Origin of the sequence: Saccharothrix sp. NRRL B-16348, from assembly GCF_001280085.1 — a bacterium.
Lineage (GTDB): Bacteria > Actinomycetota > Actinomycetes > Mycobacteriales > Pseudonocardiaceae > Actinosynnema.
Genome location: NZ_LGED01000201.1, coordinates 46,970 through 72,327, shown reverse-complemented (window position 1 = coordinate 72,327; position 25,358 = coordinate 46,970). Strand labels below are relative to the sequence as shown.

Below are 25,358 nucleotides of genomic sequence, written 5' to 3'. Positions count from 1 at the left end.
ACCACACGCCCGCAGTAAAGGGGTCCCACGCTGTCCGGAAATGGTCTCCGGGAATTTCCCGGCGGCCGGTTCGGTCGTGCGCGCCCGAAACACATTCGTCGGGGAGGCTTTGTGCACACGGATTCGGTGCCGCGGCTCGCGACCGCTCTGCCCTTGCAGAGCGGAATGATCGCGGCCGGGTTGCGCGACCCGGCGGCCGGCACGGACGTCATCCAGTGCGTGCAGCACTGGCCGCACGGCCTGGACACCGCCGCGTACCTCGCGGCGTGGCGTGCCGCCGTCGAACGGCATCCCGTGCTGCGCACCCGGTTCGCCTGGCGCGCGGACGGTGGCATGGAGCAGTGGCCGGGGCGTGCCGACGACGTCCCGGTGCTGGTCGACGGCTCGGTGACGGACCTGGAGGCGTTCCTGGCGGCCGACCGGCGGGCCGGGGTTGACCCGGTGGCCGGGCCGCCGCTGCGGGTCGTGGCGCTGCCCGGCGACGTGGTGGTGGCGACGTTCCACCACGCGATCCTCGACGGCCGCTCGCTCGCGATGCTGCTGGCCGAGATCGACGACGACTACGCGGCCCGGCTCGCCGGCGGCACGGCGGAGTTCGCGGCACGTCCCGACTTCGCCGACTACGCCCGGTGGCACGACGCCCGGATCGCGCCCGAACACCCGGAACGGCTGGCCGACGAGCGGTTCTGGGCGGCGGAGCTGGCCGGGTCGGCGGAGCCGGGTCCCCTGCCGCTGGAGCACGCCGGTCCCGACACGCCGGTCATGGCCACCGCCGCGCTCGCCCTGTCCGACGCCGAGACCGAGGCCGTGCGGGCGTTGGCCGAACGGGCGGGCGTCACGGTGAACACGGTGGTGCTGGCCGCGTGGGGCCTGGTGCTGACCGCGCACGCGCACGCCGACGAGGCGGTGTTCGGGGTGACCAGGGCGGCGCGCCACGGCACCGTCGAAGGCGCGCCGGACATGCTCGGCCTGCTGCTGGCGACCGTGCCGCTGCGGTTGCCGGTGGACCGGGACGCGCCGGTGGCCGACTGGCTGCGGTCCGTGCGGGAACGGTCGGTGCGGGCGCGCGACCACCAGCTGTGCCCGCTGCCGGTGATCCAACGCGCGGCCGGGCACGACGTGCCGTTGACGCGCAGCCTCGTGCTGTTCGAACGCCGCGAGCTCGGCACGGTGCTGGCCGCACGGCCGTCCGCGCCGCCGGGCAGGCGGGTCCGCATCCTGCGCACCCCCGGCTACGCCATGACGTTGTACGCGTTCGCCGAGCCGCGCCTGAGCTTCCAGCTGATCCACGACACCGGCCGGTTCCCGGACTGGGCACCGGACGCGGTGCTGGCGCAGGTCCACGACCTGCTGGCGGGCATGTCCGAGGCGCCCGACCGGCCCGTGCGCGAGCTGGGCGAGCCGCGTGACCGGGCGAAGGTGCTGGAGCGGTGGAACGACACCGCGATCGACTACCCGGCGGACGCGACCGTGCCGGACCTGTTCGCCGAGCAGGTGCGGCTGCGGCCGGACGCGGACGCGGTGTTCGACGGCGAGCGGTGGCTGAGCTACGCCGAGTTGGACGAGCGGTCGAACCGGTTGGCGCACGTGCTGCTGGCGCGGGGCGCGCAGGCCGACCGCCCGGTGGCGCTGTCGCTGCCGCGGGGCGCGGAGTTCGTGACCGCGGTGCTGGCGGTGCTGAAGACCGGCGCGGCCTACCTGCCGCTGGACCCGGCGAACCCGGCGGCACGGGACGCGGTGGCTTTGCGCGAGTCCGGCACGCCCCTGGTGGTGTCCGATCGGCCGCGCACGCTGCCGGACGGTGTGGCGTCGGTCGTACTGCCGGATCTGGACCTTTCAGAGCAGTCCCCGGTATCTCCGGGCGTCGCCGCTCATCCATTAAGCGTGGCTTACGTCAACTACACGTCCGGGTCGACCGGCAAGCCGAAGGGCGTCGCCGTGCCGCACCGGGGTGTGGTCCGGCTGGTCACGCGGCCGTCGTTCGCCCGGTTCGGACCGGGGCAGACGGTCCTGCACCTGTCCGCGACCGCGTTCGACCTGACCACGCTGGAGGTGTGGGGCGCGCTGCTGACCGGCGGCCGGGTGGTGGCCGCGCCGTCCGGTCCGCCCGACCCGGCGGTGCTGGCCGACCTGCTGCGCACGCACCGGGTGAGCGTGCTGTGGTTGACCGCCGGGCTGTTCCACCAGCTCGACCCGGCGCTGGTGGCCGACGTGGAGCACCTGCTGGCCGGTGGTGACGTGCTGGCGCCGGACGCGGTGCGCGCGGCGTTGGCGGTACGCGGCGGGAAGCCCGTGGTCAACGGGTACGGGCCGACGGAGAACACGACGTTCACCACGTGTCACGTCGTCCGGTCGGCCGCGGACGTCGGCGCGACGGTGCCCATCGGCACACCGATCCAGCGGACGACGGTGTACGTGCTGGACGAGTCGATGCGGCCGGTGCCGGCGGGTGTGCCCGGTGAGCTGTACACCGGCGGTGACGGGCTGGCGCGCGGGTACTGGGGCGCGCCGGGGTTGACCGCGTCGAAGTTCGTGCCGGATCCGTTCGGGGGCGCGCCGGGCGGGCGGCTCTACCGGACGGGAGATCTGGCGCGGTGGCGGCCGGACGGCGTGCTGGAGTTCCTGGGCCGCGCGGACCGGCAGGTCAAGGTGCGCGGGTTCCTGGTCGAGCCGGCCGAGGTCGAGGCCGTGGTGCGGGAGCACCCGGCGGTCGCGGCGGCGGCCGTGCTGCCGTTCGGCGACGACGACGCGAGGCACCTGGTGGCGTTCGTCGTGCCGAGCGGCGCGTTGGAGGTCGAGGACGTGCGCGCGCACGTCGCGGAACGGCTGCCCGCCTACCTCTGCCCGGCGCGGTACGTGCCGCTGCCGGAGCTGCCGCTGAACCGCAGCGGCAAGGTGGATCGGGCGGCGCTGCGGTCGGTCCGTGCCCCGGGCGCGCGGGGCACGGACCGGACCCGGCCGTCGACCGCCACGCAACGGCGGTTGGCGGCGGTGTGGGAGAACCTGCTCGGCGCGCCGGAGGTGTTCGCCGAGGACGACTTCTTCGCGGTGGGCGGCAACTCGCTGCTCGCGGTGCGGTTGGCGTTCCGGGTGCGCGAGGAGTTCGGGGTCGAGGTGCCGGTCGCCGACCTGCACCGGGCCCGGACGCTGGCGGGGTGCGCGGCGGTGCTGGACGCGGCGGTGGGTTCGTCGACGGGTCGTGCGCCGATCACCCGGCGGGACCGGTCGGCGTACCTGGTGCCCGCGCAGCGCACGTCGGCGCGGCCGGTCGCGGACCACCTGGTGCTGCCGAGCGGTGGTGACTGGGCGGCGTGGCGGTGGGTCGAGCTGCGCGGCACGGGCTTCGGCATCGAGCCGCTGCTGGCCGTGGCGAGCCCGGACGCGGCACGTGCGGCGGAGGACGTGCTGGCGGCCGAGGACGCGGTGGGCGAGGCGCGGTGGGCGGCGTTCCGGGTGCTGCGGGAGGTGGAGGACCGGGCCGCCGGTGCCCGGCGGTCGGCGTTGCGGCGGGTCGGCCGGCTGGTGCGGAAGGGACGGTTCGCCGAGGCCCGCACGGCGTTGGCGGCTTCACCGGCGGTCACGCTGCCGATCGAGGACGCGCCCGCGGTGCTGGTCGCGGGATCGGCGGCGAGGACCACACCCGAAACCGATGGCGAATCAGCGCTGGTGCTGGTCGTGGGTCAGGAGCCGATCGACGCCGGACCGGCCACGGCCGACAACGCCGAAGTCGACGCGGCCTTGGCGGCGGCCGAGGAGGCGGCGACGCGGCACGAAGCGCTGCTCGCCGAGTACGCGACCCGGTTCGAGGCCGGCCGCAAGGCCGCCGCCGAGGTGTTGCGCGTCGTCAGCGGTGACGCGAAGTTCCGCGAAGCAGTGGCGTGGCAGAACCCGCGTGCGCTCCAGACCGCCGTGGACGCGTTGCACCAGGCGTTGTCCGGCGACCGTTCCGCGGCGCGCAACGTCGACTACCGCCGCTGGGAGCACACGGTCGTCAGCTACCTCCAGCGCTACTGCGCCAAGAACGACACCATCGGCTTCTTCGGGCCGGTCGGCTGGGCGAGGGTCGAGGACGACGCGCCCGCCGCGATCACCGCGAGACCCGGGCCGGACCTGATCGACTCACGCACCACCTACCTGGAGAACTGGGCCGTCCAGCAGTTGGCCGAGGCGTTGACGACGGACGCCGTGCGGCCGTGGGCGGTGCCGAGGCGGATGCCGTTCGTGGACGTCGTGGGCGACACGATGCACGTCCCGATGACCGCTCCGGTGCGGCTGCCCGCGTCCGACGCGGCCGTGCTCGCCGCCTGCGACGGCCTGCGCCGCGCGCCCGAGATCGCGCGCGACCTCGACCGGCCGGTCGACGACGTGCTCGCCACCCTCGAACGGCTGCGGCAGGCCAAGCGGATCGCGTGGACGTTGGAGGTGCCGCCGGAGGCGTTGGTGCCGGAAACGGCTCTGCGCGAGCAGATCACCGCCATCGGCGACCCTGAGGTGCGTGCCGAAGCCGAGCGCGCGCTCCACCGGATCGAACGGGGACGGGACGCGGTCGCCGCCGCCGTGGGCGACCCGGACCGGCTGGTGCACGCCATCGGCGAGTTGCACGAGACGTTCACCGCCATCACCGGCACGGCGGCCGTGCGGCGACCCGGCCTCTTCTACGCCGGCCGCACGGTGGTGCACGAGGAGTGCCGACGCGACCTCGACGTCACCCTCTCCCCCGCGCTGCTGGAAACGCTCTGGACGCCGTTGTCCCTGGTGCTGGAAGCCGCACGCTGGTTCACCTCCGCGGGCGCCGCGCTGTACGGGCGGGCGTTGCGCGAGGTGTACCGGGAACGGGTCGTGGCCACCGGCTCTGACCGGGTGCGGCTGGCCGACTTCTGGCTGTGGGCCAACGACACGATCTTCCGCCTCGACGAACGGCTTATCGGCCGGCTCGTGCGGACCTTGCAGGACCGCTGGGCCAAGGCCCTCGGGCAGGCGCCGGCCGGGCGCGAGGCCCACTACCGGGTGGACGACGTGCGGGACGCGGTGCTCAAGGCTTTCGCCGCGCCCCGGCCGGGGTGGCGTGGCGCGGTCCAGCACAGCCCCGACGTCCTGATCGCGGCACGGGACGAGGACGCGATCCGGGCGGGCGACTACCGGTGGGTGCTGGGCGAGGTGCACCCCGGCGTGAACACCATGCGGTCGGCGTTGTTCGTGTCCCAGCACCCCGACCCGGCCCAGCTGCGGGCGGCGATGCGGCACGACATGGCGGGACCGCGGGTCGTGCTGGCCACCACGCGCGAAGAGGGCGGCACGCCGCAACGGCTCGCCGACGCGCTCGTCTCGCCCGACGACCTGAAGATCGTGTTCGGGCACGACGCGTGCGGGCCGGGGTTGCGCGACGCGGTGCCGGTCGGCGCGTGCGAGGTGACCGAGAGCGGCGGGCGGCTGGTGGCGCGCAGCCGGGACGGTCGGGTGGACGTCGACCTGGTCGAGCTGCTGAACGAGCAGGTCATGGCGCAGTTGGTGCAGCACTTCCGGCTGCTGCCCGCGGGCGGGCACACGCCCCGGGTCAGCCTGGACCGGTTGGTCGTCGCCAGGGAGGGCTGGCGGTTGCCCGCCGCGAGGTCGGCGTTCGCGTTCGCCCCGGACGAGGCGACCCGCTTCCTGCGGGCGCAGGCCTGGCGGCGTGAGCACGGCATGCCGAGGTTCGTGTTCGTGAAGAGCCCTGTCGAGCACAAGCCGTTCTACGTGGACCTGGAGAGCCAGCCGTCGGTCGAGTTGTTCGCGCACGCGGTGCGCGCGCTGGACCGCGAGAAGCCGGACGCCCCGCTGGGCGTGGGCGAGATGCTGCCCGGCCCGGACCGGTTGTGGTTGACCGACGCCGCGGGCGCGCGGCACACGGCGGAGTTCCGGGTGGTGGCGGTCGACCGGCGGGGTTGGCCGGAGGGTGTCGGTCCGAGGGGGGAGGGACCGCGGTGAGCGCGGTGGTGGGAGAAGACGAGGTGTTCCGGTTCCCGGCGTCGTCCGGGCAGGGCAGGCTGTGGCTGGTCGACCAGCTGCTGCCGGCGAGCCCGGTCTACAACATCGGCTGGCGGGTCGGCATCGACGGCCCGCTGGACGCCGAGGCGTTGCGGGCGGCGTTGAACGCGCTGGTCGCCAGGCACGAGGCGGTGCGGACGCGGTTCGCGGCCGAGGACGGCGTGCCGGTGCAGGTGGTGTCGGCGACGTTGACCGTGCCGTTGACGCGGCTGTCGGGTGACGTGGACGCGGTGGTGCGCGAGGAGGTCGGCCGACCGTTCTCGCTGCACGACGGGCCGCTGCTGCGCGCCGGTCTGATCGACGTCACGCCCGACGAGCACGTGCTGGTCCTCGTGCTGCACCACGCGATCGCCGACGGCTGGTCGTGCGCGGTCCTGTTCGACGAGCTGGCCCGGCTGTACGCGGCCGAGGTCGCCGGTGAGCCGCACGGCCTGCCGGACCTGCCCGTGCAGTACCCGGACTACGCGGTGTGGCAACGGGAGCAGGCCGAGAGCGGCGCGTTCGCCGCCGACGCCGAGTTCTGGCGCGAGGCGCTGGCCGGCGTGCCGACCGTGCTGCCGCTGCCGACCGACCGGGCCCGCCCCGCGACGCCCACCGGACGTGGCGCGGAGCTGCGGGCGGAGCTGACCGTGCCGGACGGGTCGTTCGCCCGGCTGCTCGCGGTGTTCCAGTGCGTGCTGCACCGGGTGACCGGGCAGTCGGACTTCCTGGTCGCCACGCCGGTGGCGGCGCGCACCAGGCCGGAGACCGAGGGTCTGGTCGGGTTCGTGGCCAACACCCTGCCGTTGCGGGCGAGGATCACGCCCGAGACGACGTTCGGCGAGGTGGTCGCGGCGGCCGAGGAGGCGACCGTGGCCGCGCTCGCCCACCAGGAACTGCCGTTCGAGCAACTGGTGGACATCGCCGCGCCGCAACGGACGCTCGCCCACGCGCCGCTGGTGCAGGTGATGTTCGCGGTCGAACCCGTGCCCCCGCCGCGCGAAGCGGGTCCGATCACGCTCCGGCCCGAGGCGGTCGCGAACGGCGGCGCGAAGTTCGACCTGTCGTTGACCGTCGAACGGGCAGGCGAACGGTGGTTCGCGCGCTGGCAGTACGACTCCGAGCTGTTCACGCCGGAGACGATCGCCGCGCTGCACGCGGTGTTCGCCGCCGCCGTGCACGCCTCCCCCGCCGACCGGGTCGCCGAACTCCGGCTCGGTGACGACGCGCCGCGGGAACCCGCCGTCGAGGTGCCCGCGGAGACCGCCGCCGACCTCGTGTTCGCCGCGTTGGCCGACCACCCGGACGCGGTCGCGATCGAGGGCGCGTTGACGTGCGGCGAGCTGGACCGGGCGGCGAACCGACTGGCGCACGTGCTGCTGGCCGCGGGCGTGCGGCCGGACCAGCCGGTGGCGTTGTGCCTGGACCGTGGGGCGCCGATGGTGGTCGGCATCCTCGCCGCGTGGCGGGCGGGCGCGGGCTACCTGCCGCTCGACCCGTCGTGGCCACCGGCCCGGCTGACCGCGATGGCCGCCGGTTCCGACGTGCCGGTGCTCGTCACGGACGGCGCGTCGCGCGCGGTCACGGGACCGTTGACCGGGCCGTGGACCGAAGTCGACCTGGACACCGCCGACCTCGACGCGCAACCCGACACGCCTCCCCCGGCGGCGCGGCAGCACCCCGGGATGCTGGCCTACGTCATCCACACCTCCGGGTCCACCGGCAAGCCGAAGGGCGTCCGGTGCACCCAGGGTGGGCTGGCCGCGTTGCTGCGCGCGATGGGCGAGCTGATGGAGCTGACGCCGGCCGACCGGCTCGCGTCGATCACCACGCCCGCGTTCGACGTGTCCACGGTGGAGATGCTCGCCCCGCTCATCAGCGGCGCGACGCTCGTCGTGATCCCGGCGGACGACGTGGCCGACGGAGCGCTGCTGCGCGCACGCGTCGACGAGACGCGGGCGACGGTCGTGCAGGGCGGACCGGCGAGCTGGCGGATGATCGTCGCCGCGGGCGGGGTGCCCGCGCGCGTGCGGCTGCGGATCAGCGGCGGCGAGGCGATGACCCGCGACCTGGCCGACGACCTCCAGACCGACGGCGCGACCCTGATCGACGGTTACGGGCCGACCGAGACCACGGTGTACTCGGCGGCCGGTGTGGTGTCGCGCGCGCCGGACCCCGTGCGGCTGGGTCCGGCGGTGAAGGGCACCTCGCTGCACGTGCTGGACCCGTTGCTGCGGCCGGTGCCGCCGGGGGTGATCGGCGAGCTGCACATCGGCGGCGCGGGCGTGGCCCGCGGCTACCACGGCCAACCGGGTCTCACCGCGGAGCGGTTCCTGCCCGACCCGTTCGGACCGCCCGGCGGGCGGCTCTACGCCTCCGGCGACCTCGCCCGCCGGCACGCCGACGGCAAGCTGGAGTTCCTCGGGCGCGCCGACCGGCAGCTCAAGGTGCGCGGCTACCGGATCGAGCCGGGCGAGATCGAAGCCGTGCTCCGCGCCCACCCGGACGTGGCGCAGGCCGTCGTCGTCGCGTGGTCCGCGCACGCCGCCGACGTGCGGTTGGTGGCGTACGCGGTGCCCGCCGACCCGGACCTGGGCGAGGACGAGTTGCGCCGGCGGGTGCGGCCGCACCTGGCCGTGAGCCTGCCCGACTACATGCTCCCGGCGGCGGTCGTCGTGCTGCCGGAGCTGCCGCGCACCGGCACCGGCAAGATCGACCGGGACGCGCTGCCCGATCCGGTGTGGACGACCGACGACGTCGAGCGGGTCGAGCCGCGTGACGACACCGAACGGCGGCTGGCGGTGATCTGGCGCGAGGTGTTGAGCATGCCCGCGGACGCGCCGCTCGGCGTGCACGACAACTTCTTCGCCCTGGGCGGCCACTCGTTGACCGCGACCCAGATGTTGGCGCGGGTGCGGGTCGCGCTGGACGTCGACCTGCCGTTGGCGACGCTGTTCGCCGCGCCGACCATCGCCGAGCTGTGCGCGAACCTCGGTCGCGGCACGGGTTCGGTGGCACGGGGGCCGGTGCCGCTGCTGGACCAGCTCGACGAGCTGTCCGACGAGGAGATCGACCGGCTGCTCGGCGCCCTGGTGGACGAGGACGACGCATGAGCCGGGACGCGGTGGTGGTCGGCGCGGGGCTGGCCGGTTCGCTGACGGCCGTCTACCTGGCCCGACGAGGGTTCGGCGTGCGCGTGCTGGAACGGCGGGGCGACCCGCGGGCCCCGGGCGTGCGGGAGGAAGGCCGGTCGATCAACCTCGGCCTGTCCCAGCGCGGCATCGTGGCGTTGCGGGAGATCGGCTTGCTGGAGCGGTTGGCGCCGCTGACCGTGCCGATGCGCGGCCGGGCCGTGCACCTGTCGGACGGCACGCTGCGCTTCCAGCCCTACGGCCTGGCCGAGGACCAGATCCTGCACTCCGTGCTGCGGCACGACCTGAACGTGGCGCTGGTGGACGAGGCCGAACGGCTCGGCGTCGAGTTCCGCTGGGGCGACCGGGTCAGCGCCGTCGACCGCGCCAAGCCCGCCGTCACCACCGACGACGGGAGCGTGCACACGGCGGACCTGATCATCGGCGCGGACGGCGCGTTCTCCGCCGTGCGCGGCCACCTCGGCCGCGGCCTGCGCGTCGACCTGCACCAGGAGTTCCTGGAGTGGGGCTACAAGGAGCTGCTGATCCCGGTCGGCGACGACGGCGAGCCGCGCACGGAGCTGCGGGCGTTGCACGTGTGGCCGGGTGACGAGGGTCTGATCGTGGCGCACCCGAACCGGGACGGCTCGCTCACCGCGACCGTGTTCCTGCCGTTCGACGGCGAGCACGGGTTCGCCGGCCTGACCGAACCCGAACGGGTGCGGTCGTTCTTCGCCCGCCGGTTCCCCGACACGCTCGTCCTCATCCCGGACGTGGTCGAGCAGTTCCTGGCGCACCCGCCCGCGAACCTGGTCACCGTGCGCACCTCGCCGTGGCACGTGGCCACGGACGAGGGACGCGGGGTGGTGTTGATCGGTGACGCCGCGCACGCCGTGTACCCGTTCTTCGGACAGGGCATGAACGCGGCGTTCGAGGACTGCTCGGTGCTCGACCGGTGCCTGGCCGCGCACCCGCACGACCTGCCGCGGGCGTTGGCCGAGTTCGAGGCCTCGCGCCGGCCGCACACCGACGTGCTGGCGGAGCTGTCCAAGCGCAACTTCGTGGAGCTGCGGGACAAGCTGCGGTCACCGCTGTTCACCGTGCGCAAGAAGGTGGACCTGGCACTGCACCGGATGTTCCCGAACGCCTGGGTGCCGCTCTACACCCTGATCACGCACACCACGGTCCCGTACGGCGAGGCGTTGGCCCGGGCACGGCGGCAGGACCGCGTGCTCGGCGGCGTCACGGCCGCGGTGACCGGTGCGGCGCTGGTGGGCCTGACCCGCCGGTCCCGGAACAAAGGCAGGTGGAGTTGATGCTGATCCATCCGACCCACCAGGCCCACCCCCTGGTCGAGCCGGCGGACTTCGCCGCGCCTCGGCTGCCCGACGCGGTCGCGGCGCACGAACTGCCGCTGCGGACCGTGTTCGAGTGGGCCGGTGAGTACCTGTGCGGACCGCACCCGGACCTGGGGCGGAGGGGAGCGGTGTGCCCGTTCACCGACACGTCACTGCAGCGCGGTCTGTTCTACCTGTCCGTGCACACCGGCACGCCGGAGGAGCCCGACGAGCTGGCCGCGCTGCTGCTGCACTACCGCGACTGGTTCGCCGAGCTGGAGCCGAAGCGGGGTCCGGGCGCGCAGTTCAAGACCATCGTGCTCCTGTTCCCGGACCTGACCGAGTTCGGCGTGGTGGACCGGGCGCAGGAGCTGCTCAAGCCGCAGTACACCCGGGACGGGCTGATGCTGGGCGAGTTCCACCCCGGCCCGCCGCAGAAGGCGGGCCTGTGGAACCCGGTGTTCCGGCCGCTGCACAGCCCCGTGCCGCTGCTGGCGATCCGGCACATGGTGCCGACGGACTTCCCTTTCCTGCGGGACGACGACACCACCGTGGCCGCGTACCTGCAGCGCTTCGGCGACCGCGTGCCCACGCACCTGCGCGACCACGTCCGCGCCGCCGCCGACCGGTTGACCAGATCGGGGAGCACGTCATGACCGACCTGCGGGACTCCGGCGCCGCGGCGTCGGCGCGCAAGCGGGAGCTGCTGGCGCGACGGCTGCGCGCCCGGGCCGCCGCGCCCACCGCGTACCCGTTGTCGTTCGGGCAGCAACGGCTGTGGTTCCTGGACAAGTTCTCCCCCGGCAGCGCCGTCTACAACGTGCCCCTCGCACTCCGGCTGCGCGGAACGCTCGACCAGGTCGCGCTGCGCCGTGCGTTGGACACCCTGGTCGACCGGCACGCGTCGCTGCGCACCACGTTCCCCGACTCGGGCGGCGAACCGGTGCAGCTGGTCGCGCCCACCGGCACCGCGACCCTCACCACCCACGAGCTCCAGGACGGTGACCGTGCCGCGGCGGCGCAGCGGTTCGCCGACGAACGCGGCGCCATCGGGTTCGACCTGCACCGGGGGCCGCTGTTCACGGCGAGCCTCGGGCGGTTCGCCGACGACGACCACGTGCTGGTGCTCAACCTGCACCACATCACCGCCGACGCGTGGTCACTGTCGGTGCTGCTCGACGAGCTGGGGAAGGCGTACGACGCGGCGCTGGCCGGCCGTGACCCGGACCTGCCCGCGTTGACCCTGCAGTACCCGGACTTCGCGGTGTGGCAGCGCGACCGGATGGCCGAGGTCTCCGCCGGGCACCTCGACTTCTGGACGCGGCACCTGGCGGGCGCGCCGGAACTGCTGACCCTGCCGACCGACCGGCCGCGGCCGCCGGTGGTCACCTACCGGGGCGCGCTCCGGTACGGCTACGTGCCGCTGGGACCGCTGGAGGAGCTGGCCCGCGCGCACGGCGTCACCGTGTTCATGGTGCTGCTGGCGGCGTTCGCGGCCCGGCTGGGCCGGTTGGCCGGGCAGGACGACGTGGTGGTCGGCACGCCGGTCGCCGGACGTTCCCACCCCGACCTGGAGGGCCTGATCGGGTTCTTCGTCAACACGCTCGCGTTGCGCGCGCAGGTGGGCGGCGACCCGACGTTCACCGAGCTGCTGGCCAGGGTCCGGCAGGTCGCGGCGGACGGTCTCGCGCACGCCGACCTGCCGTTCGAACGGCTGGTGGAGCACCTGCGCCCGCGGCGCAGCACCGGGCACGCGCCGATCTACCAGGCTCAGCTGATCTTCACCAACACCCCGCCGCTGGACATCGCGCTGACCGGGCTGGAGGTGACGCCGCTGGTGCCCGACCCGAAGGTGGCGAAGTTCGACCTCACGCTCGCCGCCGACCCGCAGGGCGACACGCTCGCGCTGGGCGTCGAGTACAACACCGACCTGTTCGACGAGTCGACCATCGCCGAGTTCACCGACCGGCTGATCGCGCTGCTCACCGCGGCGGCCGAGCACCCGGACCGGCGGATCGGCGAGCTGGACGGGCTGACCGGCGTGCGACGGTGGGAGGTGCTGGAGGGCGACAACGCCACCGACCTGGCCCTGCCGCCCGCACGCACCGCGTTGGACCTGGTCACGGGGCACGGCACGGCGGTGTCCGGAGTGGACTCGCGGCTGACGTACGCGGAGCTGGAGACGCGCGCCGGGCAGATCGCCGCCCTGCTCCGGGCGCACGGCGTGGGCCTGGGCTCGGCGGTGGCGCTGTGCCTGCCGCGCACACCGGACCTGGTTGCCGCCGTCCTGGGCGTGTGGCAGGCGGGCGCCGCGTACGTGCCGCTGGACCCGGGTTGGCCGGTGGACCGGTTGACCGCGATGCTGGCCGACTCGGGCGCGGCCGTGCTCGTCACGGACCGGGAGCTGCCGTTCGGCGGCACGGTGCTGCGCCTCGCCGACGCGGACCGCTTCGAGCCGGCGCCCGTGCCGTGCCCGGCCTCCGGCGAGGACTTGGCGTACATCATCTACACGTCCGGTTCGACCGGCACGCCCAAGGGCGTCGAGGTGCCGCACCGCGCGGTGGTGAACCTGCTGGTGTCGTTCCAACGGCTGCTCGCGCTGACCGGGGAAGACCGGCTGGCGGCGGTGACCACGCTGTCGTTCGACATCTCGGTGCTGGAGCTACTGCTGCCGTTGACCGCTGGCGCGGAGGTGCTGGTCGTGCCCGCGGACGTGAGCGCCGACGGTGCGGCGTTGCGGGAACTGCTGGTCGACCGTGAGGTCACCACGCTGCAAGCCACCCCGGCGACGTGGCGGCTGCTGCACGCCGCCGGTGGCGTGCCCGCCGGGGTGGCGACCCGGATCTGCGGCGGCGAGGCGTTGCCGCGCGACCTGGCCGACGACCTGCTCACCGACGACGCGGTGCTGTGGAACGCGTACGGACCCACGGAGACCACGGTCTGGTCGTCCGCCGGTCTGGTCGAGCCCTCCCCCGCGCCGGTCGTGCTGGGGCCGCCGATCGGCAACACCCGCCTGTACGTGCTGGGCCCGGGGCTGGAACCGGTGCCGCCGGGCGTGGTCGGCGAGCTGCACATCGGCGGCGCGGGCGTGGCCCGCGGCTACCACGACCGGCCGGAGCTGACCGCGAGCCGGTTCGTGCCGGACCCGTTCGCCGAGGAGCCCGGACGGCGGCTGTACGCGACGGGCGACCTGGTGCGGCACCGGTCGGACGGCACGCTGGAGTTCCTGGGGCGGGCCGACCACCAGGTGAAGGTGCGCGGGTTCCGGATCGAGCTCGGCGAGGTCGAGGCCGCGGTGCTGGCGTCCGGCGAGGCGCGCGAGGCGGTCGTGCTGGCCGTCGACGAACGGCTCGTCGCCTACGTCGTGCCGGCGGACGTGCCGCGGGACGGGCTGTGGCCCCGGTTGCGCGCCCGCCTGGCGGAACGGCTGCCGGACTACATGCTGCCCGCCACGGCGGTGGTGCTGGACGCGTTCCCGTTGACGCCCAACGGCAAGACCGACCGCAAGGCGCTGCCCGCGCCGGTGTGGGACGTCGGTGGCGAACGGGTGCCGCCGCGTGACGCGGTGGAGGAAGTGCTGGCCGGCATCTGGGTCGAGGTGTTGGGCGTGCCGGAAGTCGGGGTGCACGACGACTTCTTCGCCCTGGGCGGTCACTCGCTGCTGGCGGCGAAGGCGCTGGCGAGGGTGCGGGCCGCGTTCGCGGTGACGGTGCCGATCGGCCGGATGTTCGCCGCGCCGACCGTGGCCGGTGTCGCCGCCGCGCTCACCACCTTGGACGACCCGGCACGGGTGGCGGCGGTCGCCGAACTGCGCCTGCGACTGGCCGCGATGTCGGCCGAGGAGGTCGAGTCGATGCTCGGTGAGTCCCGGTGAGCGCGCAGGCGGGGCTGCGCAGGTTCGCCGTGGTGTGGGCCGGTCAGCTGGTGTCGGTGATCGGCTCCGCGCTGACCGCGTTCGTGCTCGGCGTGTGGGTGTACCTGGGCACGGGGTCGGTGACGACGTTCGTGCTGATCCAGTTCTGCGCGGTGGTGCCGGGCATCCTGCTCGCGCCGTACGCGGGCGCGGTGGCCGACCGGTACGACCGCAAGCGGATCATGCTGGTCGCCGACTCCGGCGCGGGCGTGGTGACGGCCCTGCTGCTGGTGGCCGTGTCGACGGACTCGTTGGCGGTGTGGCAGGTCTACGTGGCCACCGCGCTGACCGCGACGCTGAACTCGTTCCACATCATCGCCTACACGGCCCTGGTGCCGGCGTTGGTGCCCAAGGAGCACCTGGGCCGGATCAACGGCCTGATGCAGATCACGCAGGGCGTGCAGATCGCCGCGCCGCTGGTCGCCGGCGCGTTGCTCGGCCTGGTGGGGCTGCGGGGCGTGCTGCTGGTCGACCTCGTGTCGATGGTGTTCGCGGTCGGCGCGCTGCTGCTGGCCCGGCTGCCCGACGAAGCCGTGCGGCCCGCGGGGGCCGCGGACGCGGAGCGCGAGGGCATCGGCGCGGGGTTGAGGTGGCTGCGCGGCGCGCCCGGTCTGTTCGCGCTGTGCGCGGTGTTCGGGGTGTGGAACTTCCTGTTCGCCATCGCGGGCGGGTTGGTGCAGCCGCTGATCCTGTCGTTCTCCGGTCCGGCGACGCTCGGCGTGCTGATGGCCGCGGGCGGCAGCGGGCTGTTCGTCGGCGGCCTGGTGATGGGCGTGTGGGGCGGTCCGCGACGCCGGGTGCACGGCATCTACGCCGGGTTGGCGCTGGGCGGGGTGTTCCTGGTGCTGCACTCGCTCGCGCCGTCGCCGTGGCTGATCGGCGTGGCCGCGCCCGCGTTCCTGTTCACCCTGCCGTTGATCAACACGTGTTGCGTGACGTTGTTGCAGACCAAGGTCGACCCCGCGGTGCTGGGCCGGGTGCTGGCCGTGGTGCGGATGCTCAGCACCGCCGCGATGCCCGTCGCGTTCCTCATGATCGGCCCGCTGACGGACGGCGTGGCCGAACCCCTGATGGCGGCCGACGGTCCGCTGGCCGGTGGCGTCGGCGCGCTCATCGGCACCGGCGAGGGCCGCGGCATCGCCCTGATCTTCCTGGTCGTCGGCGTGCTGATGCTCGCGCTGGCGGCCTACGCCTGGACGCGGCCCCGGCTGCGGACCGTGGACGACCTGCCCGACGCGGTGGCCGACGAGACGCCGTCACCTGAGAGGACCCTGGGATGACCGAGCTCTCCGACCACCGCGAACGCCTGCTGGCCAAGCTGCTCGCCGAACGCGGCCTGGCCGCCGCACCGCGCCAGGCGGTGCCGCGCCGTCCCGACGGCGCGGTCGTGCCGCTGTCCGGCAACCAGCGCGGGCTGTGGCTGACCGGGCGGCTCGGCCTGGACGCGGGCGCGTACGTCATGTTCGCCGCGCACCGAGTTGCCAGCGAGATCGACGAGGACCGGTTGCGCGCCGCCGTGCGGACCGTCATGGCGCGGCACGAGGCGTTGCGCACCCGGATCGTGGACACCGACGGCGTGCCCGAGCAGCAGGTGCTGGACGACGTGCCCGCCGACGTGGCGTTCTCGTCGGTCGACGGCGAGGACGAGCTGGACGCCTTCCTGGTGTCCGAAGTGGACACACCGTTCGACCTGGCCGTCGCGCCGTTGCTGCGCGTCCGGGTGGTGCGGGTCGGTCCGGGCGACACGGCGGTCGTGTTCAGCGCGCACCACATCGTGTGCGACGACCTGTCGCTCGGCGTGGTGGCGGGCGAGGTCGGCGACGTCTACGCGGGCGTGACCCCGGAGCCGGTCGGCGCGCAGTTCCCCGACTACGTGCACTGGCAGGCCGACCGGCTCACCGACGGTGAGCGGCAGCGGCAGCTGGACCACTGGCACGACCGGCTGAACGGCGCGCCGGACGTGCTGGACCTGGCGCTGGACCGGCCGCGCACGCCGAACCGCACGACGGCCGGTGGCAGCCACCGGTTCACCGTGCCCGCCGCGTTGGCCGGGAAGCTGGCCGAGGTGACCCGCGCGCACGGCTGCACCACGTTCGCCGGTCTGCTGGCCGCGTTCGGCGTGCTGCTGTCGCGCCGGTCGGGCGCGGACGACCTGGTGATCGGCTCGCCGACCACGCACCGGCCGTTCCCCGAGTTGGAGCGCTCGGTCGGCATGTTCGTCACCACCACCGCGCTGCGGCTGGACCTGTCCGGCGACCCGACCGTGGCCGACCTGCTCGGCCGGGCCCGCGCCACCGCGATCGACGCGCTGGACCACGCCGAGGTGAGCTTCGACGAGGTCGCCGCCCGGGTGGCGCCGCGCCGCGACCTCGCGCACCACCCGCTGTTCCAGGTGATGCTGGTGCTCAACCGGGGCGGCGGCGCGAGCGAGTGGGCCGGGATGGACGCGGCGGAGCTGCCGATCGACCGCGAGACCAGCCGGTTCGACCTCACCCTGCACGTGCGGGAGAACGACGGCGACTGGCCCGCGAACCTCGACTACAGCACCGACGTGTTCGACGCGGACAGCGTGGCACGGCTGGCCGACCACCTGCTCGCGGTGCTGACCGCCCTGGTGGCCGACCCGTCCGCCCGGCTGTCCGCGGTGGACACGACGACGAAGGCCGACCGCCTGGCCGCCGGCCGGTTGAACGGCGAACCGCAGGACGCCCTGGACCCGGCGTTGTCGCTGCGCCACCCCGGCGTGCTCGCCCGGATCGCCGAGCAGGTCGCCGCCCACCCCGGCACCACCGCCGTGCTCGACCTGGCCGACGGCACGGAGGTGACGTTCGCGCAGCTCGACCGGCGGGCCAACCGGGTGGCGCACGTGCTCGCCGGGTGGGGCGTCGGCCGCGAGACGCCCGTCGGGCTGGCGGTGAAGGCCGGGCCGGACGCGCTGGTGGCGCTGCTGGCCGTGCTCAAGGCCGGTGGCGCGTACGTGCCGCTCGACCCGGCGCACCCGCCCGCCCGGCTCGCCGGGCTGCTCACCGACTGCGGCGCGCCCGTGGTGATCACCGCGCCGGCCAACCGCGACCGGTTCGGCGAGTTCCACGGCGTGCTGCTGGACACCGCCGACGACGCGTTCACCGGCGAGGCCGACGCGCCGCCTGCGGTGGACCTGCCCGACGACGGGTTGGCGTACGTCGTCTACACGTCCGGGTCGACCGGGGTGCCCAAGGGCGTGCAGGTGCAGCACGACACGCTCGCGAACCTGACCGGCGCGTTCATCGACCTGCACGGGTTCGCGCCCGGCCAGCGGATCCTGATGATCCCGCCGTTGAGCTTCGACGCGTCGGTGGGCGACGTGTTCCCGGCGTGGTGCGCGGGCGCGGCGGTCGTCGTGCACCCCGAACCGGCCGCGATCGGCGGCGCGGACCTGCTCAAGCTGTGCGCCGACCACGCCGTCACCGCCGTCGACTCCCCCGCCGCGCTGTTCAAGCGCTGGGTGTCGGACCTGGCCGGCCTCGACGTCGACCCCGGTCCGCTGACCGTGATGATGATCGGCGGCGAAGCGGTGCCGACCACTACGGTCGCCGAGTGGGCCGCGCTGACCGGCGGCAAGGTCGCGCTGGTCAACCACTACGGGCCGACCGAGACCACGGTCTGCGCCACGGCCCACCGCACGGTCGACGCGTCCGAGGTCGACCCGCGCGCGGCGACGTTGCCGATCGGGCGTCCGCTGCCCGGCGTGCGCGCCTACGTGCTGGACGCGGACCTGCGCACGGCTCCCGTCGGCGTGCCCGGCCAGTTGCACATCGGCGGTCTCGCACCCGCGCGCGGCTACCGCAACGACCCGGAGCGCACCGCCGCCGCGTACCTGCCGGACCCGACCGTCCTGGGCGGCCGGATGTACGCCACCGGCGACCTGGTGCGGCTGCTGCCCGACGGCGCGCTGGAGTTCCTCGGCCGGGTGGACGACCAGGTCAAGCTCCGCGGACACCGGATCGAGCCGGGCGAGGTGCGGTCCGCGCTGCTGGCACACCCGGCGATCGCCGAGGCCGCGGTGGCGGTGCGCGGCGACACCCTCGTCGCCTACGTCGTGCCGCGGTCGCGGACCGTCGCGCCGGAACTGGACGAGGTGCGGGCGTTCTGCGCCGGACGGCTGCCGGACGCCATGCTGCCCGGCGCGGTCGTGGTGCTGGACGAGCTGCCGCTCACCCGGCACGGCAAGGTCGACGTGGCGGCGCTGCCCGAGCCCGACCCGACGGCCAGGCTGACGCCGTACGAGCCGCCGCGCACACCGGTCGAGCGGACGTTGGCCGAGGTCTGGTCCGAGGTGCTGGACGTGCCGCTGGTCGGCCGCCGGGACAGCTTCTTCGGCCTGGGCGGCCACTCCCTGATCGCCGCCGCCGTGCTGGCCAAGGTGCGCACGCTGCTGGGCGTGACCGTGCCGCTGCGCGCGTTGTTCGCCACCGCCGACCTCGCCGAGCTGGCCGAGGTGGTGGAGCAGGCCGCCGCGTCGGACCACACGTTCGCCAAGCGCTACAAGTCCGGCCTGCCGTCCGTGCCGGAGATGCGGGTGGACGCGATACCGCCGGACGACGTCGAGGTGCGGCACCCGGTGCGCACCGGCGCCCCGGAACGGGTGCTGCTGACCGGCGCGACCGGGTTCCTCGGCGCGCACCTGCTGAGCGAGTTGCTGGCCCGCACGGACGCCGAGGTGCACTGCCTGGTCCGGGCGGAGACGCCGGCCGTCGCCCTGGCCCGCGTCCGCGCCAACCTGCGGCGCGCGCACCTCGACGTGCCCGAGGAGCGGTTCGCCCGGGTGGTGCCGGTGATCGGCGACATGTCCCGGCCGCTGCTCGGCTTGGCGGAGCGGGACTTCGACGCGCTGGCCGAGAGCATGGACGCGATCTACCACAACGGCGCGGTGATGAACTTCGTCCTGACCTACCAGTGGATGATGCCGCCGCACGTGGGCAGCACGGTGGACGTGCTGCGGCTGGCCACCCGGTACGCGACCAAGCCGTTGCACCTGATGTCGACGCTCGGCGTGTTCCTCGGCGCGAACTACGACCGGAAGCTGATCACCGAGGCGGACCGGCCCGAGGACCCGACCGGCCTGGACACCGGCTACCACACCACGAAGTGGGTGGCCGACATGATGGGCGTGCTCGCGCGGGACCGGGGCGTGCCGGTGTCGATCCACCGCATCGCCGCGATCGTGGGCGACGTGCGCACCGGCACGGCGAAGACCGAGTCGTACCTGAGCAGGCAGATCGCGACCTGCGCGCACGCGGGCGCCGTGCCGCGCACACCGGACGTGATCGACATGCTGCCGGTGGACCGGCTCGCGGGCGCGATCGCGGGCATCTCGACCCGACCGTCGCTGCACGGCCGCGACTTCCACTACTACCGGGCCGACGGGTTCAGCTACGCCGACCTGGGCGAGGTGCTCACCGCGAAGGGCTACCCGACCCGCCTGCTGGAGTACGCGGACTGGCGGTCGTTGATGCTGGAGAGCCCGGACAGCGCGTTCGGCCCGCTGGCGTTCGGCCTGACCACCACGCACCGGGCGCACCCGGTGTTCGACTGCTCGACCACGTGGGCCGCCGCGGCGTCGTGCGGGGTGGAGTTCCCGCCCGCGGACGCCGAGATGATCGCCCGGCACGTGGACTACCTCGCCGCCGCGGGCGTGCTGCCGGAAAGGGGCTGACCATGCCACTGCACCTGGGACCGGACGACGGTCCGCCGTCGTTCCACGACCTGCTCGCCACCGCGGGCTACCGGGCCGTCGCGGCGGGGCTGCGGCTCGGCGTGTTCGACGCGCTGGCCGACGGTCCGCGTCCGGTGGGCTCGCTGGCGTCCGCGCTCGGCGCCGACCCGCGCGGCACCGGGCTGCTGGCCGAGGCGCTGGTGTCGTTCGGGTACCTGACCCGCGGGCCGGACGGGTACGCCAACACCGACGAGACCGCGAAGTGGTTGGCCGGCGGCGGGTACTCCGAGGTGGACAAGTTCTGGTCGGTGGTGCTGTTCGAGTCGTGGGAGGGCTTGGAGGAGTCGGTGCGCACCGGCAAGCCCGCGATCGACTTCTACGCGTGGCTCGCCGAACGGCCGGAGGTGCTGCGCCGGTTCCAGGGCATGCTGTCCGGGCACGCCGACGCGATCGCGCCCGAGGTGGCGTCGATCGTGCCGGTCGGCTCGACGTTGCTGGACGTGGGCGGCGGGCACGCGAAGCACGCGATCCGGCTGTGCGCGACGCACCCCTCGCTCCGCGCGACGGTCGTCGACCTGCCGGACGCGCTGGCGGTGGGCGCGGGCGCCGTCACCGACGCGGGCCTGTCCCAGCGGATCACCTTGCGCGCCGGTGACTACGACACGCTCGACCTCGGCGCGGACTACGACACCGTGCTGCTGTTCAACGTCGTCCACGGACGGCCGGCGGCGGCGAACGAGGAGTTGTTGGCGCGCGTCGCGTCGGCGCTCCGACCGGGCGGCGCGGTGGTGCTGCTGGAGCACGACGAGCACTCGCCCGACCGCGCGTCGGACGCCTTCGCCCGGGTCTTCAGCCTCAACCTGTTCCACGGCCAAGGCGGTCAGGTCTACGGCACGGCCGAGATCACCGCCTGGCTCACCGCGGCGGGCTTCGGCGCCCCCGTCCGCCACCCTCTGACCACGTCACCGGGCCAGTCGCTCCTGGTCGCCCGCAAGTCCTGACCCGGGAGTCGTGAAGCAGCAAGATTCGGTCTCCCGATTTGCGCCGTCGTGGGGCAGGATTCGCCTTCCGACTCCGGGTTGGACGCAGAGAGGCAGGTGATCGCCGTGGATTCCGCCCTGACGAGCGTCGGGCTACCGGTCGCGCTGGCCGTGGTCATGTTCGGGCTCGGGCTGTCGCTGACGGTCGCCGACTTCGCCCGGGTCGCGCGGACGCCGCGCGCGGTGGCGATCGCGTTGGCCACCCAACTGGTCCTGCTGCCGGCGGCGTGCTTCGGGTTGGTGCTGGCGTTCGGCCTGGACCCACTGCTGGCGGTCGGGATGATGCTGCTCGCCGCGTCACCTGGCGGGACCACGGCGAACCTGTTCAGCCACCTCTTCCGCGGCGACGTCGCCCTGAACATCACGCTGACCGCGGTGAACTCCGTGGTCGCGGCGATCACGCTGCCGCTGGTCGTGAACTTCGCCCTCGACTACTTCGAGCCGACGGCGGACGGCGTGGTCGGGCTGGAGTTCGGCAAGGTCGTGCAGGTCTTCGCGATCGTGCTCGTGCCGGTCGTGCTCGGCATGCTGGTGCGCCGCTGGTCCGCGGCGTTCGCCGACCGCGCGGACCGGCCGGTGCGCATCGTCTCGGGCGTGGTGCTGGTGGTCGTGATCGTCGGCACGATCCTCGCCGAGATCGAGCACACCGCCGAGTACATGGCCGCCGTCGGGCTGGTGAGCGCGGTGTTCTGCGCGTTCAGCCTCGGCGTGGGCTACCTGCTGCCCCGGCTGGCGAAGGTCGACCACCGGCAGGCGATCGCGTCGGCGTTCGAGGTCGGCGTGCACAACAGCACCCTGGCGATCACGGTGGCGGTGAGCGTGCTCGGCAGCGAGCGGCTGGCCGTGCCCGCCGCCGTGTACGCGGTGGTGATGTTCCCGCTCGCCGCGGTGGCCGGGTTCCTCCTGACCCGCGGGAACAAGGAGCGCGACGCCGTACTGGACTGAACGCCGAGCGCACGCCCGCCGGACAGACCAGCGCTGAGCCGATTTATCGGGGCAACCGATAGTCCTCTCGGATGAGACCACGCGGTAGCCCGATACCGGCCCGCCAAAGCAGTGCGTAACCACAGCTTGCGTGTCACCCTTCCGTGCTCACTCACAAGTGTCACGAAGGGAACGAATCGGACCATGCTGTTACTACGCCGCGCACAACTTCCGTCGCGTTCGAGACGCGTGACCGCCGTGGCCGTCGCGGCCCTCGTGGTCGCCGCCGCCACGGTGGCACTCCCGCCGACGGCCTCCGCCGCCGTGCCGACCGGCTTCACCGACACCCTCGCCATCGGTGGCCTCGCCAGCCCCACCGCCGTCTCGTTCGCGCCCGACGGCCGCGTGTTCATCGCCGAGAAGAGCGGCCTGGTCAAGGTCTTCGACTCGCTCGCCGACACCACCGCGACCGTGTTCGCCGACCTCCGCCCGCAGACGCAGGACTTCTGGGACCGCGGCCTGCTCGGCCTCACCGTCGACCCCCAGTTCCCCACCCGCCCGTACGTCTACGTCGCCTACAGCTACGACGCCGTGCCCGGCGGCACGCACCCGCGCTGGGGCGACCAGTGCCCGACCCCGCCCGGCGCCACCGACCAGGGCTGCGTGGTCACCGGCCGGGTGTCCAAGCTGACCATGGGCGCCGGCGGCACGATGACCGCCGAGCAACCGCTGGTCACCGACTGGTGCCAGCAGTACCCGAGCCACTCCCTCGGCACGGTCGTCTTCGGCCCCGACGGCGGCCTGTACGTCGGCGGCGGTGACGGCGCGAGCTTCAACTTCACCGACTACGGCCAGGTCGGCAACCCGTGCGCCGACCCGCCGTCGCCCGCGGGCACGAACCTCACCGCGCCGACCGCACGGGGCGGCGCCCTGCGCGCCCAGTCGATCCGCCGCCCGGCGGGCGAGCCGGTGAGCCTCGACGGCACGATCGTCCGCATCGACCCCGACACGGGCGCGGGCCTGGCCGGCAACCCGTTCGCGGGCAACGCCGACGCCAACGCCAGGCGCGTCATCGCCCACGGCCTGCGCAACCAGTTCCGCTTCGCCTTCCGGCCCGGCACCGACGAGCTGTGGGCCGGCGACGTCGGCTGGAACACCTGGGAGGAGGTCAACCGGATCGCCGACGTGAACGACGCGACGGCGGAGAACTTCGGCTGGCCGTGCTACGAGGGTTCCGCCCGCCAAGGCGGGTACGACGGCGCGAACCTGACCCTGTGCGAGTCGCTGTACACGGGAGCGGGCCAGACCACGCCGTACTACGCCTACAACCACTCGGCGAAGGTCGTGGCGACCGACCCGTGCCCGACCGGCGGCTCGTCGATCTCCGGCATCGCGTTCGAGTCCACGAGCAACTACCCGCCCGCCTACGACGGCGCGCTGTTCTTCGCCGACAGCTCGCGCGGCTGCATCTGGGCCATGCAGACCACCGCGGGCCAGCCGGACCCGGCCAAGCTGGTGCCGTTCGTGACCGGGGTGAACGTCCCGGTGCAGATCACCACCGGCCCCGGCGGCGACCTGTTCTACCTCGCGTTGGGCGCGGGCCAGCTGCGCCGGGTCGGCTACCCGACCGGCAACCGGGCGCCGACCGCCGTCGCCACGGCCACCCCGCAGTCCGGGCCCGCGCCGCTGGCCGTGCAGTTCAGCGGCGCGGGCTCGACCGACCCGGATGCCGGTGACACGCTGAGCCACGCGTGGGACCTCGACGGCGACGGCCAGTACGACGACTCCACCTCCGTCACGCCGACGCGCACCTACACCGCCCAAGGCACGGTCACCGTCGGTCTCAGGGTGACCGACCAGTCCGGCGCGTCGGGCACCACCTCGATCACCGTCACGGTCGGCACCGCGAACGCGGAGGACCCCGTGCCGGTGATCGACACGCCGACCGCGCCGTTGACCTGGTCGGTGGGGCAGAACGTGCCGTTCTCCGGGCACGCCACCGACCCGCAGGACGGCGCGCTGGCCGCGTCCGCGTTGAGCTGGAAGCTGAGCATCCAGCACTGCGCGACCGGCGGCTCGTGCCACGAGCACGTGGTGCAGCGCTGGGCGGGCGTGGCGTCGGGCTCGTTCATCGCGCCCGACCACGAGTACCCGTCGTACCTCGACCTGACGCTGACCGCCACGGACTCGTCGGGGCGCGGCAAGAGCACCACGACGAGGCTCGACCCGCGGACGGTCGCGCTGACGTTCACGTCGAGCCCGAGCGGTTTGCGGTTGAGCGTCGGCGGCACGGCGTCGACCACGCCGTTCACCCGGACAGTGATCGCCGGGTCGAACAACTCGCTCAGCGCGCCGAGCCCGCAGAGCGGACCGCTCGGTCTGCGCTACCGGTACGGCAGCTGGTCCGACGGTGGCGCGCAGACGCACAACATCATCGCGCCGGCGAACGCCTCGACGTACCACGCGACGTACTCGTTGTGCCTGATCTGCTGACGCACGGCCGGTTCACGCGCTGAGCCGCGCCTGATCCGCACCGACCGGCCGCGGTGCCGTCCGCGGCCGGTCGGCGTCCTGCGGACCCCGTTCCGGACGGGGTGGCGGCTGGTTGGGAGGATCGCCGGCGCCATGGACTTCTCTGTGCTGCTGGTCGAAGACGACGAACGCGTCAGGCAGACCCTCGGCTTCGCGCTCGGCGACGAGGGTTTCGCCGTCACCGGCGCCGCGTCCGGGGAGGACGCGTTGGACCTCCTGTCGACGGGCCGGTTCGACGTGGTGCTGCTGGACCTGGTCCTGCCCGGTGTCAACGGGCTGGACGTCTGCCGCACCCTCAGAGCGCGCGGCGACCTGCCGATCATCATCGTGACCGCGCGTGCCGACGCGGCCGACGTGATCGCCGGGTTGGAGGCGGGCGCGGACGACTACGTGACCAAGCCGCTGGTCGCCGGTGTGCTCGCGGCCCGCATCCGGGCGCTGCTCAGACGTGCCGGTCGGGGCGGCGAGGCACTGCGGGGCGGCGAGGTGCTGCGCTGCGGCGACCTCGACATCCGCACCGACACCGGCACCGTCCACCGCGACGGCGTGCGCATCCACCTCACCGGCACCGAGTTCCGGCTCCTCGTCGAGCTCGCCGGCGCGGCCGGGCGGATCGTCACCCGCGAACAGCTCGTGCGCCGGGTCTGGGCCTCCGACTACTTCGGCGACACGCGCCTGCTCGACGTCCACATCCGCCGGCTGCGCCGCAAGGTCGAGCGCGATCCGGACGACCCGGCGCTGATCGTCACCGTCCGCGGCGCCGGCTACCGGATCGGGACGTGA

Annotated in this window: 11 protein-coding genes; all 11 read left to right on the top strand. The window is 74.0% G+C overall.

Annotated features, from left to right (window positions below; genetic code table 11):
- Positions 1 to 111: 111 nt before the first annotated feature.
- The 11 genes from ADK67_RS22175 (at position 112) to ADK67_RS22125 (ending at position 25,358) form a co-directional block, all read left to right on the top strand.
- A complete protein-coding gene (locus ADK67_RS22175; protein WP_053718393.1) occupies positions 112 to 5,964 on the top strand; it encodes a non-ribosomal peptide synthetase in 5,853 nt (1,950 codons plus the stop codon).
- A complete protein-coding gene (locus ADK67_RS22170; protein ID WP_053718392.1) occupies positions 5,961 to 9,116 on the top strand; it encodes a non-ribosomal peptide synthetase in 3,156 nt (1,051 codons plus the stop codon). Before ADK67_RS22175 ends, ADK67_RS22170 begins: the two co-directional genes overlap by 4 nt.
- Positions 9,113 to 10,450 carry an FAD-dependent oxidoreductase gene (locus tag ADK67_RS22165; protein ID WP_053718391.1) on the top strand — a complete coding sequence of 446 codons (1,338 nt, stop codon included), beginning with the start codon at positions 9,113 to 9,115 and terminating at the stop codon, positions 10,448 to 10,450. The genes ADK67_RS22170 and ADK67_RS22165 overlap by 4 nt, the downstream gene beginning before the upstream one ends.
- The gene (locus ADK67_RS22160) at positions 10,450 to 11,127 is read left to right on the top strand and encodes a DUF6875 domain-containing protein (RefSeq protein ID WP_053718390.1); all 678 of its coding nucleotides are present in this window, start codon (positions 10,450 to 10,452) and stop codon (positions 11,125 to 11,127) included. Before ADK67_RS22165 ends, ADK67_RS22160 begins: the two co-directional genes overlap by 1 nt.
- Complete coding sequence (locus tag ADK67_RS22155) at positions 11,124 to 14,345, top strand: non-ribosomal peptide synthetase (protein ID WP_053718389.1); 3,222 nt, start codon at positions 11,124 to 11,126, stop codon at positions 14,343 to 14,345. Before ADK67_RS22160 ends, ADK67_RS22155 begins: the two co-directional genes overlap by 4 nt.
- Positions 14,342 to 15,664, top strand: coding sequence for an MFS transporter (locus ADK67_RS22150; RefSeq protein ID WP_053718388.1), 1,323 nt, complete (start codon positions 14,342 to 14,344; stop codon positions 15,662 to 15,664). Before ADK67_RS22155 ends, ADK67_RS22150 begins: the two co-directional genes overlap by 4 nt.
- Positions 15,661 to 20,079, top strand: coding sequence for a non-ribosomal peptide synthetase family protein (locus ADK67_RS22145; RefSeq protein WP_053718387.1), 4,419 nt, complete (start codon positions 15,661 to 15,663; stop codon positions 20,077 to 20,079). Before ADK67_RS22150 ends, ADK67_RS22145 begins: the two co-directional genes overlap by 4 nt.
- A gap of 2 nt (positions 20,080 to 20,081) precedes the next feature.
- Entirely contained in the window at positions 20,082 to 21,080 is a 999-nt protein-coding gene (locus tag ADK67_RS22140; RefSeq protein ID WP_053718386.1) for a class I SAM-dependent methyltransferase, read from the top strand.
- A gap of 105 nt (positions 21,081 to 21,185) precedes the next feature.
- Entirely contained in the window at positions 21,186 to 22,064 is an 879-nt protein-coding gene (locus ADK67_RS22135) for a bile acid:sodium symporter family protein (RefSeq protein ID WP_053718418.1), read from the top strand.
- Positions 22,065 to 22,247: 183 nt separating this feature from the next.
- Positions 22,248 to 24,536, top strand: coding sequence for a PQQ-dependent sugar dehydrogenase (locus tag ADK67_RS22130; protein WP_082403687.1), 2,289 nt, complete (start codon positions 22,248 to 22,250; stop codon positions 24,534 to 24,536).
- Between the two features lie 132 nt (positions 24,537 to 24,668).
- The gene (locus ADK67_RS22125) at positions 24,669 to 25,358 is read left to right on the top strand and encodes a response regulator transcription factor (protein WP_053718385.1); all 690 of its coding nucleotides are present in this window, start codon (positions 24,669 to 24,671) and stop codon (positions 25,356 to 25,358) included.

Excerpts from the sequence above, each read along its gene's own strand:
- ADK67_RS22165 (WP_053718391.1), top strand. The coding sequence starts at position 9,113 with ATGAGCCGGGACGCGGTGGTGGTCGGCGCGGGGCTGGCCGGTTCGCTG.
- ADK67_RS22160 (WP_053718390.1), top strand. The coding sequence starts at position 10,450 with ATGCTGATCCATCCGACCCACCAGGCCCACCCCCTGGTCGAGCCGGCG.
- ADK67_RS22155 (WP_053718389.1), top strand. The coding sequence starts at position 11,124 with ATGACCGACCTGCGGGACTCCGGCGCCGCGGCGTCGGCGCGCAAGCGG.
- ADK67_RS22145 (WP_053718387.1), top strand. The coding sequence starts at position 15,661 with ATGACCGAGCTCTCCGACCACCGCGAACGCCTGCTGGCCAAGCTGCTC.
- ADK67_RS22140 (WP_053718386.1), top strand. The coding sequence starts at position 20,082 with ATGCCACTGCACCTGGGACCGGACGACGGTCCGCCGTCGTTCCACGAC.
- ADK67_RS22130 (WP_082403687.1), top strand. The coding sequence starts at position 22,248 with ATGCTGTTACTACGCCGCGCACAACTTCCGTCGCGTTCGAGACGCGTG.
- ADK67_RS22125 (WP_053718385.1), top strand. The coding sequence starts at position 24,669 with ATGGACTTCTCTGTGCTGCTGGTCGAAGACGACGAACGCGTCAGGCAG.